Below are 17010 nucleotides of genomic sequence, written 5' to 3' on the forward strand. Positions count from 1 at the left end.
CCGCACACCGTGCTCACTGCCATTGCGGATCGTGATGACCGTGGCGCAGCATGGGGCCATGTACGACCCCGTCCAGCTGCGCACGTTCCTCACGGTGGCCCAGACCCTCAGCTTCACCCAGGCCGCGGGCCGGCTCGGGGTCCGCCAGTCCACCGTCAGCCAGCACGTACGGCGGCTGGAGGAAGCGACCGGGCGGCCGCTCTTCCTGCGGGACACCCACCGCGTGGAACTGACCGAGGACGGCGAGGCACTGCTCGGCTTCGCCCGGACCATCCTGGAGGCGCACGAGCGGGCCGCGGCCTGGTTCACCGGGACCCGGCTGCGGGGCCGGCTGCGGTTCGGGGCGTCGGAGGACTTCGTGCTGACCCGGCTCCCGGAGATCCTGGAGGGCTTCCGGCACGAGCATCCCGAAGTGGACCTGGAGCTGTCGGTCGAGCTGTCCGGAACCCTGCACGAACGGCTCGACGCGGGGCGGCTCGACCTCGTCCTGGCGAAGCGGCGCGGGCCGGGGGACGAGCGGGGCCGGCTGGTGTGGCGGGACCGGATGGTGTGGATCGGGGCGGAGGGGCTGCGGGTGGATCCGGACCGGGCCGTGCCGCTGATCGTCTTCCCGCCGCCGGGGATCACCCGGGCCCGGGCGCTGGAGGTGCTGGAGCGCGAGGGGCGGGCGTGGCGGATCGCCTGCACCAGCGGCAGCCTGAGCGGACTGGTCGCGGCCGCGCGGGCCGGGCTCGGCGTGATGGCCCACACCCGGGGGCTGATCCCGCCGGGGCTGGTCCGGGTCCAGGGGTTGCCGGAGCTCGGGCCGGTGGAGTTCGCGCTGCTGCGGGGCGAGCGGAGCTCGCAGGCGGCGGAGGCCCTGGCGGCCGCGATCCTCTCGGGCGCGGACCGCCTGACCCGCCCGGCGTAGCCCTCCGGGGGGCGCGGGGCTCCGGGTCCGGCCCGCCGGCGCGGGCCTGACGGTCCCGGCCCCGTCGGCGTGCGGGCTCTGGCGGCCCCGAGCCACGCCCGGCCATCGACCTGCGGGTCCGGCACCGGCCGTGCGGTACCGCTCGCCGCGGGCTCGGCTGCCGACGTCGGCTTGCGCACGGGGCGTTCGGGCCGGCGTCGGGTCCGCATGTAGGTCGGTGGCTTTCTCCCCGGCCCTCCCCTTCTCCGTTTCCCAGGGCTCCGCCCGGACCGCCCCGCGTGCGCGGCGCCGCACGCCTCACACGCGGGCGGGGGGCGGCTCGGGCGCCGGTAGGGCTACGTGCTCAGGACCAGGAGGCGGTCGGCCGTGGGGAGGCTGCCCGGGGTGAGCGGGGCGAACGTGCGGGGGAGGGACAGGCGCGGTGTGTCGGATCGGGGGAGGGGATCGAAGAAGTACGCGGCCTCCGCGGCGGTGTCGCTGACCAGGTGGGGGTCGGCCGGCGAGGCCGTGGAGCGGGTCAGCGGGGTGCGGAAGAGCATGCGCAGGTGGCGGAGGGTTTCGGGCGTGACCCCCGGAGGGTCCGCCGCGGGGACCGCCGCCGGGACCGCCGGCGCGGCGTCCGGCGGGATCGCCCCCGACAGCAGCAGCGCCAGCAGCACCGGGACGGCCTTGCGGCGCAGGGCCTCCGTCGCTTCGTGCAGCCGGTGGGCGTGCGTCGCGGGCAGCGACAGCGCGAGGCTGCCGGCGCAGTCGCCGGTCGCGATCGGGACCGCCGAGCAGACCACGCCGGGGGAGTACTCGCGCAGGTCGTACACCGGCGCCCCCGGGGCGATCGCATCGAGGGCGTTGAACAGGACCCGGCTGTCGGTGATCGTCCGAGGGGTCAGCCGGGCCGGCCGGTACCGGGCGACGTGGTCGCGGCGCCGGTCGGGGTCCAGCTGGGTCAGCAGGCACTTGCCGACGGCGCTGGCGTGCGCGGCGGCCTTGAAGTCCACCCACTCCCGCACCGGTGGCGCGGCAGGCCCGTCGGCCATCTGGGTGATCCGGACCTCGCCCTCGGCGTACCGGCTCAGGTAGACCGCGGCGCCCGCGCTGTCCCGGGCCAGGGCCAGGGTGCGCTGGAGCTGGCCCGCGAGCCCCCCGCCGCCGTGTGCGGCGAGCCGGTCGAGGGCGGGCCCGCGCGCGTACACGCCGGCGCCGGGCCGGTACGCGTACTCCTCCTCGCACAGCATGGCCAGCAGCGGCCGAAGCTCCGCCTCGGCCAGGCCGGACTCCCGCCGCAGCTGGGCGGCCCGCACCCCCAGCGGATGCCTTTCGAGGACCCGTACGACGGCCAGCGCGCGACCCGCCTGTGCCAGGGCCTCGCTCGTACCGGGCGGCCGGACCGGCCCACGGTGCGGGGCCGGGGCCGGCGCGGGGCGCCGCAGCGGACCGGCCCGCTCCGCCGGCTGCGCCACCACCGGGGGCGGCGGCCGGAACACCTCCAGGACCGAGGGCAGTCCCGGCCTCGGCAGCGGCACCGGGCCCAGATCGGGATCGTCGCGCTGGTCGACGTGGCGCAGGACGGTCGCCTGCGCGCACAGCCGCACCTCGCGCAGGTCCCGCCGGCCGCTCGGCCGGTAGCCGCGCCGGCCCAGCTCGCGCGCCCAGAACCGGGCGTCGTGGTGTTCCCCGCGTCGGGAGTGGTCCAGGAACAGGCAGTACGCGGCCGATGCGGTCCGCGCCCGTCCGGAACCGGCGGCGAACTGCCACCAGAAGCGGGCGCCTTCGCGCAGCCCGGCCAGGTGCAGCAAGCAGCCGAAGACCACGGCTCCGGCCAGCTCGGCGTGCCCGTTCTCGACGAAGGCGGTGAGCTGGGCCTCGGCCTTCGGCGTGCACACGGCGGCCAGGCAGACGGCCTTGAGGTCGCGCCGGGCCCGTTCGGAGTCGAGCGGGCAGTCCCGCGCGGGGTCGCTCCACCCGTACGCGGCGCGGCGCCGCGAGGGCGTCGTGGCGGTCCGTCCCCGGGAGGCGCGCAGCAGCCGGGCCTCGGCCGCACCGAGGTCGTAGTGCGGGTACCGGTCGCGGACGCCGGCACGGGTCAGGAAATCGGCCAGGGAGCGGCGGGTGGCGTCGCCGCCGCGCTCCTCCATGTCCTCGCGGCGCCTCATGATTCGGCGGAGGCGTCGAGGATGCGGGCGAGCCGCCGGTGGGCCTGGCCGAGCTGCGAGCGGACGGTGGCCTCGTCGACGCCCATCACCGACGCGGCTTCGCCGGGGGTGCACTGGAGCCCGTAGCGCAGCAGCACGGCGTCGCGCTGGCGTTCGGCGAGCCGGGAGACGGCGGAGTAGAAGCGGATGGTGTCGGTCAGCACCTCGTACTGGTCGGCGTGGGCCTCCTTGAGGGCGGCTTCGAAGGCGCTGATGTCCATGGCTTCGGGCCAGGTGCCGGGCCACTGCTGCCGGTCGACGAGCCGCTGCTTGAGGATGGTCCAGGCGTAGGCGTCGAGCCGGTCCATGTGGAGCATTCGTAACCACTCGTTCATGATCGAGTCGAAGGCGGCGTCCACCGCGTCCTCGGCAGCGGTGTCGGAGCCGAGCTGCAGGTACGCGAAACGCATGTACGAGGGCCGCCGGTTGGCGTGGAAGGCCCAGTACGACAGGCGTGCCGTCGGGTCCCACTGGCTCATGGGCGTCTGCCGCCGTCGTCGGCTGGGCAGTCCCACGGCCCCGCCGGACTCCTCTGGTCCGCCATCGCTCACCGTTCCACCTCACCTCGTCCCCTGTGCGCGGACAGCCTGGCAGTGCGGGCGCACCCGGGGGGCGCGGAAGAGAGACCTCGAAGGATTACGTTCGGTGGTGATCGGTCCGTGATCGACTTCGATCGGGCGGGAGCCTGGTCCGCGCGTACGCATATGCCGGGGCCATGCCGGCGGGTCGTGCACCGGCGCACGCCGTGCGACCGGCCAGGATGACGGCCTCCGCGAACCCGCCCGACCGAACCGCGGACACCGGTCCGCGATGATCCGCTCCGGCTGTAGCATGGGCCCCTTGCGAGGGCCGTGACGGAGAGGTCACGTCCCTCGCTTTTGCGTTACGTCCACCCCAGAGAAATGCGGCGCGTGGCCTTTCGGCGGTTCGATACGATGAGCCGCATCACAATCCGTCACGTCACGTTGTCACCGCATAGATGAAATGGAGCATCCGAGGATGGCTCGACACCTGATCACCAGCGCGCTTCCCTACATCAACGGGATCAAGCACCTGGGCAACATGGTCGGGTCGATGCTTCCGGCGGATGTGTACTCCCGGTACCTCCGCCAGCGCGGCCACGACGTCCTGTACATCTGCGCCACCGACGAGCACGGCACCCCCGCCGAGCTCGCCGCGAAGGAGGCCGGCCTCTCGGTCGCCGAGTTCTGCGCGCAGGCCAACGACGCCCAGAAGGCGGTCTACGACGGCTTCGAGCTGTCCTTCGACTACTTCGGCCGCAGCTCCTCGCAGCAGAACGCCGAGATCACCCAGCACTTCGCGCGCCAGCTCCAGGCGAACGGGTTCATCGAGGAGCGCGCGATCCGGCAGGTGTACTCGCCGGTCGACGGCCGCTTCCTGCCGGACCGCTACGTCGAGGGCACCTGCCCGCACTGCGGCTACGACAAGGCCCGCGGCGACCAGTGCGAGAACTGCACCCGCGTCCTGGACCCCACGGACCTGATCGAGCCCCGCTCGGCGATCTCCGGCTCCACCGAGCTGGAGGTCCGCGAGACCAAGCACCTCTTCCTCCTCCAGTCCAAGCTCCAGCACGAGGTCGAGGCCTGGGTCGCGGAGCACGAGGAGGAGTGGCCGCAGCTGGCGTCCTCCATCGCCCGCAAGTGGCTGACCGAGGGCCTGCACGACCGCGCCATCACCCGCGACCTGGACTGGGGCGTACCGGTACCGGCCGACACCTGGCCCGAACTGGCCGCCGAGGGCAAGGTCTTCTACGTCTGGTTCGACGCGCCGATCGAGTACATCGCCTCCACCAAGGAGTGGGCGGACGCCGACCCGGCGAACCGCGACTACAAGGCCTGGTGGTACGAGGCCGAGGACGTGCGCTACACGCAGTTCATGGCCAAGGACAACGTCCCGTTCCACACGGTGATGTTCCCGGCCACCGAGATCGGCACCCGCGAGCCCTGGAAGAAGGTCGACTACGTCAAGGCCTTCAACTGGCTGACGTACTACGGCGGCAAGTTCTCCACCTCGCAGAAGCGCGGCGTCTTCACCGACCAGGCGCTGGAGACCCTCCCGGCCGACTTCTGGCGCTACTTCCTGATCGCCAACGCGCCCGAGTCCGACGACTCGTCGTTCACCTGGGAGCACTTCACCACCACGGTGAACAAGGACCTCGGCGGCACCCTGGGCAACTTCGTCAACCGGGTACTGACCTTCTCCCGGAAGAAGTTCGGCGACGAGGTCCCGGCCGGCAGCCCCGCCGGCGAGGCCGAGGCCAAGCTGGGCGAGCAGATCGCCGAGCTGCTGGCCGAGTACGAGGGCCACATGGAGTCCCTCCAGTACCGCAAGGCCGCCGCCGCGCTGCGCGCCCTGTGGTCAGCCGGCAACGCTTACCTCGACGAGAAGGCCCCCTGGCTGGAGGTCAAGACCGACCTGGACGGCGCCGCGCTCACCCTGCGCACCGCCATGAACCTCATCCACCTCTACTCGGTGGTCTCCGAGCCGCTCATCCCGGCGTCGGCCCGCACCATGCGCTCCGCGTTCGCGCTCGCCGACGACACGTCGACGTGGATCACCCCGGAGCAGGCCAAGTCGCTCGACGCGGTCCCGGCGGGAACGCCGTTCACCGTGCCGCCGGTGCTCTTCGCGAGGATCACCGAGGAGGACCTGGAGTCCTACCGCGAGCGCTTCGGCGGTTCCCCGGAGGCCTGACGGCCCCTGTCACCACCGGCTCCCCGAAGGGCGCGACCTCCCGAGGTCGCGCCCTTCGGCGTCGGCGGCGCCGCCGACGCGACCACGGCCACGGGACCGCCACGGGACCGCTACGGGACCGGCCGGGGTAGGGGAAACCCCACCACGAAGGCTCCGCCTGGGCGTGCAGACCCGAGGGGGCCGCACGGCTGGAATGGGTCCATGACCCCTTCCGCCCGCCCGCTGCCGCTCACGGCCCCCCGTCTCCCGTCCGCCTCGCCCACCGCCCGGTGGACCGCCGGCTGGCTGCTCGCGGCCGCCTGGGCGCTGTCGTTCCCCTTACTCTCCTCGCTCGGCCCGCACCGGCTGTGGGGCTGCTGCGCGGCCGCCGGATACCTGGTCGCCGCCGGGACCACCGTCCTGGGCCGCCCCCGCTCGGCGCTCGCCGCAGCCCTGACCGGAGCCGTCGTACTACCCCTGCTGTACCTGGTCCTGACCGGGCAGGGCCAGTCCGAGGTCGCCGTCATCGAACGGTCCGGGCGGCTCCTGCTGGAGTCCGGACACCTCTACGTGGACCGGCCCGCCGGGGTCGAGGAGTACACCCCGTACCTGCCCGGCACGGCCCTCCTCGGCCTACCGCACGCCCTGCTGGGCGGCGGCGACGGCTGGGCCGTGCGCCTCCTCGGCGATGCCCGGATCTGGTGTGCGGCGGTCCTGTTCGCCGCCCTGTGGGCCGGGCGCCGCATGCTCGGCGCCCCCGCCTCGCCGCTGCTCCCCGTCCTGGTGGCCTCTCCGGTGGTGGCCCTCCCGCTGGCGGTGAGCGGGGTGGACCTGCCGCTGGCCGGGCTGTGTTGCCTGGCGCTCGCGGCCGCCGCCTCGGGCCGGCCCGCGGCGGCCGGGGCGGCGCTCGCGGCGGCGTGCGCCGTGAAGTGGACCGCGCTGCCCGCGGTGGCGGTGGTCCTCGCGGTCCTCGGGGCCTGCCGGGGAGCCCGCGCGGCGGTCCGCTGCGCGACGGTGGCGGCGACGGTCACGGCCCTGCTGGTGCTGCCGGGGGTGCTGCTCCAGCCGGCGGAGGTGTGGCGGCAGGTGTTCGCCTTCCCGACGGGCCGGGCGCAAGTGCCGACCCCGGCGAACAGCCCCCTGCCGGGGCACCTGCTGGCGGCACTCGGGCCGTGGGGCTGGTACCTGACGGTGGCCCTGCTGGCCCTGGGCGCTCTGGTGGTGGCGCTCTCGCTGTGGGCGCGCCCGCCGCGCACGGTCGTCGCCGCCGCCGACCGGCTCGCCCTGGGGCTGACCCTGGCCTTCCTGCTGGCTCCGGCGGGCCGCTTCGGTTACCTGGCGCTGCCGGTCCTGATGGTGGTGTGGGCCCGCTCCGTGACCCCGCCGCCGTCCACCGCCCCCTCGCGGGTCGTGACCGGCACGCGGGCCCCCGGGGTGCGGCGGCTCCGAGTGCGGTGAGGCGGCCGGGCATGACCGCCGTAGAACGGCACCCGGTGCCCGGCGCGCAGGGCTTCCCGATGACCGGCCTCCGCTGCCCGTGGTGACGGAGCACGTCGTGCGTCCCTGCGGCGGTGCATTCCACCGCCCGCCCGGGAACGGCGGCGGGCCGCGTGGCGTCCCTCCCGGGACAAGGGGATTTCGGAGCCGACGGAGGCATCGTGTTCACAGGACGACCGGTCCGCACCGGTAGGGCGGTGCTCGTCGCGGGCGTGCTGCTGGTGCTCTCGGCGGTCGGCTTCGGCGTGACGGCGCTGGTCCGGGCGAGTGATCCCGGGCGCAGCCCGCTGCACCGGGCCGTGGACGCCTACCTGGAAACGGTCGGTACGGGTGGCAGCGCGCCCGCCGCCACCTGCGCGGGCACCTCCGACCCGGCGGCGGAACTGCGCCGTCAGGGCGCCCGGTTCGGCCATCGGATCGTCTCCTCCACCGAGGGCGGCGGGCAGGCCACGGTCAACGTCGACCTCACGCCCGGCCACGGCCCCGCCGTCGCCTACTCCCTCGACCTGAGCCGCACGGGCACGGTGTGGGAGGTCTGCTCGGCGTCCCCCGGCCACATAGAGATCGACCCCTTCGGATGAGGTGACCGGGCGCCGGCCGGCATGATCTGGAAGGCGGCCCCTACGCGCCGCCCCGGCCCCGCAGGTGGGCCAGGACGGCCAGGACGCGGCGGTTGCCCTCCGCCGGGTCCAGGTCCAGCTTCGTGAAGATGCTGCCGGAGTGCTTCACGACGGAGGCCTCGGTGATGAACAGGCGGGCCGCCACCGCCTGGTTGTTGAAGCCCTCCGCCATCAGGGCGAGCACCTCCCGCTCCCGGGGCGTGAGACGGGCCAGCGGCCGGTCCGCCGACGTCGGTGGTGCGAGCAGCACGCGCACCACCTCCGGGTCGATGACCGTCTGGCCCCCGTGGACCCGTTCCAGAGCGTCGAGGAACTCGGCCACCTCGCCGACCCGGTCCTTGAGCAGGTAGCCGAGCCCGGCCGCCGAACCTCCGGTGAACAACCGGGCCGCGTACGCCGTGGCCACGTACTGCGAGAGCACCAGGACCGGCAACGAGGCGTCGCGGGAACGCAGTTCGAGCGCGGCCCGCAGTCCCTCGTCGCGCAGCCCGGGCGGCATCCGTACGTCCGTGACGACCACGTCGGGCCGCTCGGCCGCCACCGCCTCCAGCAGGGCGGGGGCGTCGCCGACGGCGGCGAGCACCCGGTGGCCGCCGAGGGTCAGGAGTTCCGTCAGCCCGGCGCGCAGCAGGACGGAGTCCTCGGCGAGGATCACCCGGAGCACGGGACCTCCACGCGCAGTTGCGTCGGCCCGCCCACCGGACTGGACACCGTCAGCCTGCCCTGCAACATCGCCACCCTGTCCGCGAGACCCGCCAGGCCCGCTCCCGCGCCGGGATCGGCGCCGCCGCGGCCGTCGTCGGTGACGGTGAGAGTGAGCCGGTCCCCCTCGACCCTACCGGCGACGTCGACGTGCGAGGCACCGCTGTGCTTGGCGGCGTTGGCGAGGGCCTCGGTGACGGTGAAGTAGGCGGTGGTCTCCACTGGTTCGGGCAGTCGGGGCAGGTGCGCGAGGTCCAGCGTGACCGGTACGGGATGGCGCAGCGCCACCTCGGCGACGGCCGCCGCCAGCCCGTGGTCGGTCAGCACCTGGGGGTGGATGCCGCGGACGAGGTCCCGCAGCTGCTCCAGGGCCAGCTTCGCCTCGGCGCGTCCGCGCCCGACCAGCGCCGCGGCCTCGGCCGCCTCCGGGATCCGGCGCAGCCGCAGCTCTGCGAGGCCCAACGTCATGCTGAGGGCCACCAGTTGCTGCTGAGCCCCGTCGTGCAGGTCGCGTTCGATGCGCCGGCGCTCCGCCTCGAAGGCCTCCACGAGCCTTATCCGCGACCGGGTCAGCTCCAGCACCCGGCCGTCCTCCTCGCGCGGGCCGAGCAGCAGCCGGGCCGTCCGCACCTGCGCCCCGGCGATCAGCGCACCCGCGTACGCGGCCAGCACCAGCCCCGCCAGCCCGGTGGCCGTTGCGCCCAGCGCCTCCAGCGGGCCCGTGACCGCCCGGCCGGGTATCAGCATCACCGTCTCGGGGGCGAGCGCCCACACGATGACCGGGGCCGCCACCAGGAGCAACGAGAACGCCAGGAGCGCCAGCACCCCGAACCCGGCCGCTCCGAACACCGTCCCGAGCAGCGCCGCGTACCCGAGCTCCCGCCAAGTGGCGCGCTCCCGCAGCCGGGTGCGCAGCCAGGCGGCGGCGCCGGCCCCGGCGAGCGAGGTGTGCGGATCGGCGACCGGCGCCGGATCGGCCCACCGCAGCCGGCGCCGCTCCAACTCGCCGAGCGGCACGGCGCCGGCCACGGCGGCGAGCAGGAGCAGGAGTCCGACCCCGGCGACCGCCAGCAGCACCCCGAGACCCACGAGCAGGACCAGCACCACCAGCACCGCGTACCCGAGGGGGAACCCGCTGCCCAGGTAGGCCCAGCACCGCCACGGCCACCACGACCCGAGGAAGCGCCACGGCCTCCGCATCACCGCCCACACGGCCACCGGGGGGACGAGGGGGGAGGCGGATCCGGACATGCGCTCCAGCGTAGGGGGTGCCGGACGGCTGCTGGCGGGCCGTCACGTCGTCGCGCCGCCGATGGCGAGGACGAACAGGAAGACGCCCGCGCTGCCTTACGGGAACGGGCCGGGCGGGTGAACCGCGCGCTCATGGCCACCGGCCCCGTGCTGTCCCGCGGTCCGGCGCCGTCCCCCGGCGGGGTGCTCGTACGGCCGATGGCTTGAACTCGCCCCTCGGTCGAAGATCTTGACGCGTCTGCGGCGTATCGAAGCGCCGCCGTGATCGTTTCTTCAGCCGAACCCCTCACGACCGGGAGGACGCGCGGTGACCGCTTGGCAGTACTTCGCCGGAGCAGGCCTGGTGGCGGCGCTCTGCCCGCTGCAGTGCCAGGTGGCGGTCGCGGACGACGGCGCCACCACCGCCGATGTCAGCGCCGTGGCCAGCGCCGATGTCGGCGCCGGCCCCGAGCACGGCCACGAGCGCGGCCCCGAGCACGGCCACGAGCGCGGCCCCGGAGCGTTCGCGGGCGTCGGCCACGGCCCCGGAGCCTTCGCGGGCGTCGGCCACGGCCACGGAGCCCGGCTCGACGCATGTGTCCCGGCCGGGCAGCCGCCGCGGCCGCCCGCCGCCGTACCGCCCGCCGTCGTGCCCCCTGCGGTCCGGCCTCCGGTACGGGGCCCCGTGCCCGGCGCGGACCGGCCGACCGTGCACCACCCCGGGCAGGGCCCCGCGCCGGCCGTCGCAGCCCCCGCACCGGTGGCGCCGCCCCGGCCGGCGGCGAATGCGGGGGCCGCGCAGCCGGAGCCCGCGCCGCCCGCGCCGGATCCCGGGCCGGTCGCCGCGCCGGCGCCGGCCGAAGCACCTGCCCCGCCCCGGGCCGCAGCCGCGGCCGCGCCCGCGGCCGCCTTCCACGTGCGCCCGTACCGCCCCGTCGCCCTGGAGCGGCGCGGCCCGGGCGGCATGTCCACCGTGATGCTCATGGTCGTCGTCACCACCCCGGCCGTGCTCGCCGCCGCCGCGCTGCGGCCGCGTTCCAAGAGCCGCAGCTGAGCCCCCGCATCCACCCACCGATCCACCAACGGGAGAACCCTCGTGTCCGAATGGCTGGTCCTGGCCGTCGCCATGGCGCTCGTCTGCGCCCTCGTCCTCGCCTTCACCGCGCTCCGGCACCGCCGGGTCGCGGAGGACGAGGACACCAGCGAAACCCCCGATGTCATCGAGTACATGACGATGATGGTGGGCGTGGTCTACGCGATCGTGCTCGGCCTGGCCATCGCGGGCGTCTGGGAGGCGCGCGGCGCCGCCGAGGACAGCGTGCGCCGCGAGGCCCAGTCGCTGTACGAGGTCACCCAGCGCGCCGACGTCTACCCGACTCCCGTCCGCGACCGGATCCGCGGCGAGGTCGACGCGTACGTCTCCCACACCGTCGCCGTGGACTGGCCGCTGCTGACCGCGGGCCAGGGTGCCTCGCCGCAGGGCGCCGAGCTGCTCGGCAAGCTGCGCACCGACGTCACCCACCAGAGCCCGGCGAACGAACTCCAGGCGCAGGCCTACCAGCCGCTGCTGGACCACATCGCGGCCGCCGACGACGCCCGCCACTCGCGCGTGCAGGCCGACGAGTCGACCCTGCCGGGCGTGGTGTGGTTCGGGCTGCTGGTCGGCGGGCTGGTCACGGTGGGGCTGATCTTCACCCTGCAGATCCGCCGGTCCGGCCGGGAGCTGCTGCTGGCGGGACTGTTCAGTGCGCTGATCGTGTTCCTGCTGTTCATGGTGTGGAGCTTCGACGCACCCTACGGCCGGGAGGGAATCGATTCCGCGGGCCCGTTCCAGGACCTGTTCCCGAAGGTGGCGCTGGCCGCGGCCCAGCGTTGAGCCCACCCGGGTCCCGGTGAGGATCCGGTGGGCGGGGGCCCCGGTGCGGGCTCCGGAGGGCCGGCGCTCAGGCCGGGCCGCCGCCCGTCAGCGCGACCTGCCGGCGGACGGCCGCCACCACCGGCGAATGCCGCAGGGCGTGGGAGATGCGGACGAGGTCGCGCGGCCCGCCGAGGGTGTCGAGGACGCTCTCCTCGCTGGCCCCGATGACCGCACCCTCCGGGTCCGCCGAGCGGGCCCGGACGGCGGCCGCGACCATCGCCGCGTCGGCGACCGCGAGGGCCGTCTCCTCCTCCGCCCCGCCCGCGAGGGCGCGCGCGTACGCGTCCTCGCGGCGGCTCAGGTCGAAGTACGGGCCCAGGTGCAGGAATCCGTCGTGGATGTCCGACTCGCGCTGGATCACCCGCAGTTCCGCCGGGGCCCACCAGGACATCCGCACACAGGGCGTACCGCTGGGGGCGCCGATCTGCACCTCGTCCCAGAGCGCGCCGAGCCGCCGGTAGGTGGTCCAGGTCTGCCAGCTGTCGGACAACCGCTGGCACAGCAGGGGCAGTACGAAGCCGATCGCGCTGATCAGTGCGCCGACGGAGGCGAGCGGCGGGGCGATGTACGTGCTCAGGTCGTCGAGGTCGTGGCCCGCCCAGCGGGCGATGACGGCGGAGATCTTGGTGGCGTCGTAGCTGAGGTTGAAGACGTAGCCCGACACGATGATCATCAGGCCGATGCGCAGCCAGCCGTGCACCTGGAGGGACCAGCGCCAGCACATGGCCACCATGACGACGGCCGCCACCAGGTGCGCCGTCAGATAGAGGGCGATCATCTGCTGGATGTAAGGGGTGTTGGCGTAGTACGTGTCGAAGTCGCGCAGCCGCTCGACCGGGGTCTCGCCGAGGAGGAAGAGCACCACCAGCACCACGACGACCCCGGCGTAGCCGAGCATCCAGCGGCGCGAGATGCGCCGGGTCTCTTCGGGCGGGCCGCCGCGCCAGTTCACGATGAGCACCAGGCAGGCGGCGCTGAACAGGGTGATCAGGCAGTAGACGAGCGGGGCGGAGACGTTGGTGACGCCGGTCCAGTGGTTGACCGCCACGATGGTGGGGGGCGCGGCGAAGGTGAACACCGATCCGGCCAGGATCAGCAGGGCGCAGACCGACCGCAGGAGCGGGTCGCGCCAGTTGTTCCGTAGCGCCGGCAGCTTGAAGGCGAGCGAGACCGCCAGGGCGGCTGCCGGTATGTAGTAGTCCTGGCCGTTCAACGGTCGTTCCTGTGCCCCCGGTATCCGAGCGAGGCCTCGATGCGGCCCGCCAACTGGTCACGCTGTGCGGGCGCCCGGTGGCCCGTGGAACCGGCGAGCCAGTTGCGGCAGCGGCTGCCCAGCAGTAAACCGAACGTCTCCGCCTCGGTCTCCTCCGAGACGTCGGCGCGCGTGCGCGCGGCGACGCTCCGGACGGTCTCGCCGAGGTCGGCCTCGTCGGACAGCATCCGGGCGGCGACGGCGGCTCCGTCGACGTGGTGGCTGCAGTGGCCGGCCTTCATGTGCCACAGCTCGTGACCCAGGATGACCAGCTGGTGGTCGGGCGCCGTGCGTTCCTCGATGACCACCAGGTCGCGGTCCGCCATGTCGAGCCACAGGCCGCTGGCCGTCCCCGGCGGGAACGAGGCCATCCGGAAGTCCACCCGGCGGCCGCGGTGCCTGCTCATGCCCTCGCAGAGGGCGGCGTAGAGGTCCACGGGTTCCGCGGGCGCGGTCAGCCGGAGCCCGGCCACCAGTTCGCCGCACAACCGGCGCTGCTCTCTGCCTATGCTCACCGTTCTCCCCGTCGGCGCGGATCCGGATCAGGACTCAAGGATCAGACCCAGACTCTCGACTGGGTCAGGATTCATTCGGTTTGACGCTTTCGAGGAGCATGTCCAGCCATTCGGTCACCTTGTCCCGGTGTTTGTCGCTCGGCAGTTGGGCGGCGCGCCAGGCGATGCCCCGGACGCCGTGGTTCTGGAGAAGTCTTGCCAGCGGATCGCCGGTCGATGCGGCCGGGGCGGGTACGGTTTCGCGCGCGCGGCCGGCGTAGTCCTGGAGCAGCTGCTGTTCGGTCCGCTGCAGCGCGTCGGTGAGGGCGTCGGCGTCGTGCGCGGTGAGGAAGCCGGCGTGGACACCGAAGAAGCGCTGGATCGCGTCGCAGTGCTCCATGGTGGGCCTGCGGTCGCCGTTGATCAGGGCGCCCGCCTGCTGCCGCGACATGGCGGCGCCGTCCGCGATCTCCTGCTGCGTGTAGCGGCGTCCGTTCGGTTTCAACCGGGTGCGCCGGAGCAGGTCGAGGCGCTGGAGGAATCGGGTCTGCAGGCAGGGCTCGCCGGCGGGCCGGCCGTCCAGCAGGGTCCTGACCACGTCGGCGGGGACGCCGGAGGCCTCGGAGAGGCGGCGCAGGTCGAAGACCTTGTTCAGGTCGTGGCCCATCTTGCCCGCGAGTTCGGCGACGCGCGTGACGGTGGCTGCCAGGGGCGCGTTGGCCACCGCGACGGGAGCCGGGAAGCCGTCTGTCACCAGTGGTTCTCCTAGATCGCGGCGGGGTCTGTACGGGCACATGGTCGGCTTTTGGAATCTAGCCGAGGAGCCGCCGCAGGGCCAGAACTTGCCACAGCTGTGGCGGGAATGAGCTGTCAAGAGGCTGGAATTGCCACGATAGTTGACACTCGAATGAAGTCGGTAGCAGGATCGCCAGAGGAAATTGAAGATCCAGACCGTGAAGAGGGGGAGCTCTCGGTGCCACATCTCGCAGCGGTGGGCCCGTCCGATGGCCTCGCCCGAGCCGGTGAGGAGCGCCTGGCGGGCGAAGATTCCGCACGCGGCGCAGTGCGGTCGGAGCGACGCAAGGAGATTTTGCGCCAGCGTCGCGAAGAGCTGGGCCTGAGCCAGGAGGACGTCGCCGCGCGGCTGCACATCAGCGTCCGCGCCTACGGCAATTGGGAACGCGGCCTGGTCAAGGAGTGGACGGACCGCAAACTGCTCGCCCTGGCCGAGGCCTTGGAGATGAGCGAGCGGCAGTGCTTCTGGCTCTTCCGCGTCATGGTCGACCGGGACCCGCCGCCGACCTGGCGGGCGGCCGAGGAGAACAGGCTGCCCCAGGACCCCGCCCAGCGCGACTACCTGTGCGACTACGCGGCCCTGATGGAGTCCGTGCCCTACCCGAGCTTCCTGGTGGACCACCGCTGGGACGTGGCGCTCACCAACTCGGCCTTCGACAAGCTCTTCCAGTCGGTGCGCCCGCACCCGACCGCCCTGCCGGACGACAACTTCCTGCGCTTCGTGCTGTTCCACCCGGACGCCGCCGCCGTGCTGGAGGACCACGAACCGGCCTGGTGCGTACCGCTGTTGGCCCAGTTCGCGAACGCGCTGGCCGCGACCCCGGACGACGAGGGCCTGAGCAGCATCCGCCAGGAGGTGGCCCGCGACCCGTTCATGGAGGCGGCCTACCGCTACGGCGTGCCGCACTGGCTGAGCACCCACGGGGCCGATGCCGCCGAGCGCGACGGAGCCGTGCGGACCGTCCGCCACTGGGACCCGCGCTGGGGCCACGTGCGCTGCCGGATGGTGGCCGAATCCAGCCGCATGCTGGACGCGATGGGCCTCACCAGGATCACCATGATCCTGTCGACGCCGCAGGGCGCCGCGACGGGCCCGGTCCGGGGCTCCGGCGCCACCCCGCTCCACCAGGGACCCCGGCTGCGCGCCGTGCCGTCGCTGGACGACTGAGCCCCCGCCCGCCGCGCGGCGGGGGACACTGGAGCCCTCCATCATGTGTCGATCACGGGTCGCGGATCGAATGCCACGGATCGTGGCACCGATCGTGGCACGGTGAAGGGCGGTAGGGCGTGCGGCTGACCATCCTCGGCGGAGGCGGATTCCGGGTTCCGCTCGTCTACGGAGCACTCCTCGGCGACCACGCAGAGGGCCGGGTGTCCCATGTGACGCTGTACGACGAGGACCCTGCCCGGCTCGGCGCCATGGCCCGGGTGCTCGCCGACCAGGCGGCCGCCTCCACAGCGTCCGACGCCCCGGCCGTCACCGCCACCGGCGACCTCGACGAGGCCCTGCGCGGGGCGGACTTCGTCTTCTCCGCCATCCGCGTCGGCGGACTCGCCGGACGCGCCGCCGACGAGCGGGTCGCCCTGGCCGAGGGTGTTCTGGGCCAGGAGACGGTCGGCGCGGGCGGGATCGCGTACGGCCTGCGGACGGTGCCCGTCGCCCGGGAGATCGCGCGCAGGATCGCCCGTACCGCCCCCGAGGCCTGGGTCATCAACTTCACCAACCCGGCCGGGCTGGTCACCGAGGCCATGGCCGAGGAGCTCGGCGACCGCGTGATCGGGATCTGCGACTCGCCGGTGGGGCTCGGCCGGCGCCTCGCCCGGCTGCTGGGGGCCCGGCCCGAAGAGGCCTGGATCGACTACGTCGGCCTCAACCACCTGGGCTGGGTCCGCGGGCTGCGCATCGGCGGCCGCGACGAACTGCCCCGCCTGCTGGCCGACACCGGGGCGTTGGAGTCCTTCGAGGAGGGCCGGCTGTTCGGGGCCGAGTGGCTGCGCTCGCTCGGCGCGGTCCCGAACGAGTACCTGCACTACTACTACTTCAACCGTGACACCGTACGGGCGTACACGGAGGCGAAGCAGACCCGCGGCGCGTTCCTGCGCGACCAGCAGCGCGGGTTCTACGCCGAGGCGGGCCGGGCGGACCGGCCGGCCGGGGCGGCACTGGCCGCCTGGGACCGGACCAGGGCCGAGCGGGAGGCCACGTACATGGCCGAAAACCGCGAGGCGGCGGGCCTGGGCGAGCGCGACGAGAGCGATCTGGAGTCCGGCGGGTACGAAAAGGTCGCGCTCGCGCTGATGCGGGCCATCGCCCGGGACGAGCGGGCCACGCTGATCCTCAACGTCCCGAACCGCGGGGTGCTGTCCGTGCTCGACGCACGAGCGGTCATCGAAGTGCCCTGCCTGGTCGACGCGAACGGCGCCCACCCGGTGGCCGTGGACCCGCTGCCGCTGCACGCGGTGGGCCTGGTGACCTCCGTCAAGGCGGTCGAGCGGGAGGTCCTCGCGGCCGCCGCGAGCGGCTCTCGGGCCGATGCCGTCAAGGCCTTCGCGCTGCACCCGCTGGTGGACTCCGTCGGGGTGGCCCGGCGGCTCCTCGACGGGTACGCCGCCGAGCACCCGGGCCTCGCCTACCTGCGCTGATCGTGCGGCGGGTGCCCCGTGGCGGGAGCCTGCGGCGCCCGTGGCGGGTCCCCCGGACGGCGCAGT

The 17010-nt window shown here is 73.9% G+C and carries 14 protein-coding genes and 1 pseudogene; 8 read left to right on the forward strand and 7 right to left on the reverse strand.

Going from position 1 to position 17010, the window contains the following annotated elements:
* Positions 1-58 precede the first annotated feature (58 nt).
* Positions 59-910, forward strand: coding sequence for a LysR substrate-binding domain-containing protein (locus OHA65_RS31205; RefSeq protein ID WP_327279468.1), 852 nt, complete (start codon positions 59-61; stop codon positions 908-910).
* A 638-nt stretch (positions 911-1548) separates the two neighbouring features.
* Here the strand turns inward: OHA65_RS31205 and OHA65_RS31210 are convergent.
* Both OHA65_RS31210 and OHA65_RS31215 read right to left on the reverse strand, forming a co-directional pair.
* Positions 1549-2268: pseudogene (locus OHA65_RS31210) on the reverse strand (IclR family transcriptional regulator C-terminal domain-containing protein); the annotation flags it as partial.
* 788 nt (positions 2269-3056) lie between these two features.
* The gene (locus OHA65_RS31215; RefSeq protein ID WP_327279469.1) at positions 3057-3578 is read right to left on the reverse strand and encodes a sigma-70 family RNA polymerase sigma factor; all 522 of its coding nucleotides are present in this window, start codon (positions 3576-3578) and stop codon (positions 3057-3059) included.
* A 520-nt stretch (positions 3579-4098) separates the two neighbouring features.
* Here OHA65_RS31215 and metG point away from each other — a divergent pair.
* The 3 genes from metG to OHA65_RS31230 all read left to right on the forward strand — a co-directional run bounded on the left by metG (position 4099) and on the right by OHA65_RS31230 (position 7871).
* Entirely contained in the window at positions 4099-5814 is a 1716-nt protein-coding gene (gene metG / locus OHA65_RS31220; RefSeq protein WP_405762898.1) for a methionine--tRNA ligase, read from the forward strand.
* Between the two features lie 201 nt (positions 5815-6015).
* Positions 6016-7251, forward strand: a complete 1236-nt coding sequence (locus OHA65_RS31225; RefSeq protein WP_327279471.1) for a glycosyltransferase 87 family protein — start codon at positions 6016-6018, stop codon at positions 7249-7251.
* Between the two features lie 200 nt (positions 7252-7451).
* Entirely contained in the window at positions 7452-7871 is a 420-nt protein-coding gene (locus OHA65_RS31230; RefSeq protein WP_371645353.1) for a hypothetical protein, read from the forward strand.
* A 40-nt stretch (positions 7872-7911) separates the two neighbouring features.
* Here the strand turns inward: OHA65_RS31230 and OHA65_RS31235 are convergent, their stop codons facing one another.
* Together OHA65_RS31235 and OHA65_RS31240 are read right to left on the reverse strand one after the other, a co-directional pair.
* On the reverse strand, positions 7912-8574 hold the full coding sequence (locus OHA65_RS31235) for a response regulator transcription factor (protein WP_327279473.1): 663 nt from the start codon (positions 8572-8574) through the stop codon (positions 7912-7914).
* Positions 8562-9863, reverse strand: coding sequence for a sensor domain-containing protein (locus tag OHA65_RS31240; RefSeq protein WP_327279474.1), 1302 nt, complete (start codon positions 9861-9863; stop codon positions 8562-8564). Before OHA65_RS31240 ends, OHA65_RS31235 begins: the two co-directional genes overlap by 13 nt.
* A gap of 307 nt (positions 9864-10170) precedes the next feature.
* Here OHA65_RS31240 and OHA65_RS31245 point away from each other — a divergent pair, with 307 nt between their 5' ends.
* Both OHA65_RS31245 and OHA65_RS31250 read left to right on the forward strand, forming a co-directional pair.
* Positions 10171-10896, forward strand: a complete 726-nt coding sequence (locus OHA65_RS31245; protein WP_405762901.1) for a hypothetical protein — start codon at positions 10171-10173, stop codon at positions 10894-10896.
* Positions 10897-10938: 42 nt separating this feature from the next.
* Complete coding sequence (locus OHA65_RS31250) at positions 10939-11718, forward strand: hypothetical protein (protein WP_327279477.1); 780 nt, start codon at positions 10939-10941, stop codon at positions 11716-11718.
* A gap of 67 nt (positions 11719-11785) precedes the next feature.
* Here OHA65_RS31250 and OHA65_RS31255 read toward each other — a convergent pair whose 3' ends face one another.
* The 3 genes from OHA65_RS31255 to OHA65_RS31265 all read right to left on the reverse strand — a co-directional run bounded on the left by OHA65_RS31255 (position 11786) and on the right by OHA65_RS31265 (position 14260).
* Positions 11786-12973, reverse strand: coding sequence for an MAB_1171c family putative transporter (locus tag OHA65_RS31255; protein ID WP_405762903.1), 1188 nt, complete (start codon positions 12971-12973; stop codon positions 11786-11788).
* Positions 12970-13527 carry a toxin-antitoxin system, toxin component gene (locus OHA65_RS31260; RefSeq protein WP_327279479.1) on the reverse strand — a complete coding sequence of 186 codons (558 nt, stop codon included), beginning with the start codon at positions 13525-13527 and terminating at the stop codon, positions 12970-12972. Before OHA65_RS31260 ends, OHA65_RS31255 begins: the two co-directional genes overlap by 4 nt.
* Positions 13528-13591: 64 nt before the next feature.
* On the reverse strand, positions 13592-14260 hold the full coding sequence (locus OHA65_RS31265) for a helix-turn-helix transcriptional regulator (RefSeq protein WP_327279480.1): 669 nt from the start codon (positions 14258-14260) through the stop codon (positions 13592-13594).
* A gap of 336 nt (positions 14261-14596) precedes the next feature.
* Between OHA65_RS31265 and OHA65_RS31270 the strand changes: the two genes are divergently transcribed.
* Both OHA65_RS31270 and OHA65_RS31275 read left to right on the forward strand, forming a co-directional pair.
* Positions 14597-15469 (forward strand): helix-turn-helix domain-containing protein, encoded by an 873-nt coding sequence (locus OHA65_RS31270; protein ID WP_327279481.1) that lies wholly within the window; start codon positions 14597-14599, stop codon positions 15467-15469.
* A gap of 119 nt (positions 15470-15588) precedes the next feature.
* The gene (locus OHA65_RS31275) at positions 15589-16944 is read left to right on the forward strand and encodes a 6-phospho-beta-glucosidase (protein WP_327279482.1); all 1356 of its coding nucleotides are present in this window, start codon (positions 15589-15591) and stop codon (positions 16942-16944) included.
* Positions 16945-17010: the final 66 nt, after the last annotated feature.

Source organism: Streptomyces sp. NBC_00045 (assembly GCF_045041095.1).
Taxonomy (GTDB): domain Bacteria; phylum Actinomycetota; class Actinomycetes; order Streptomycetales; family Streptomycetaceae; genus Streptomyces.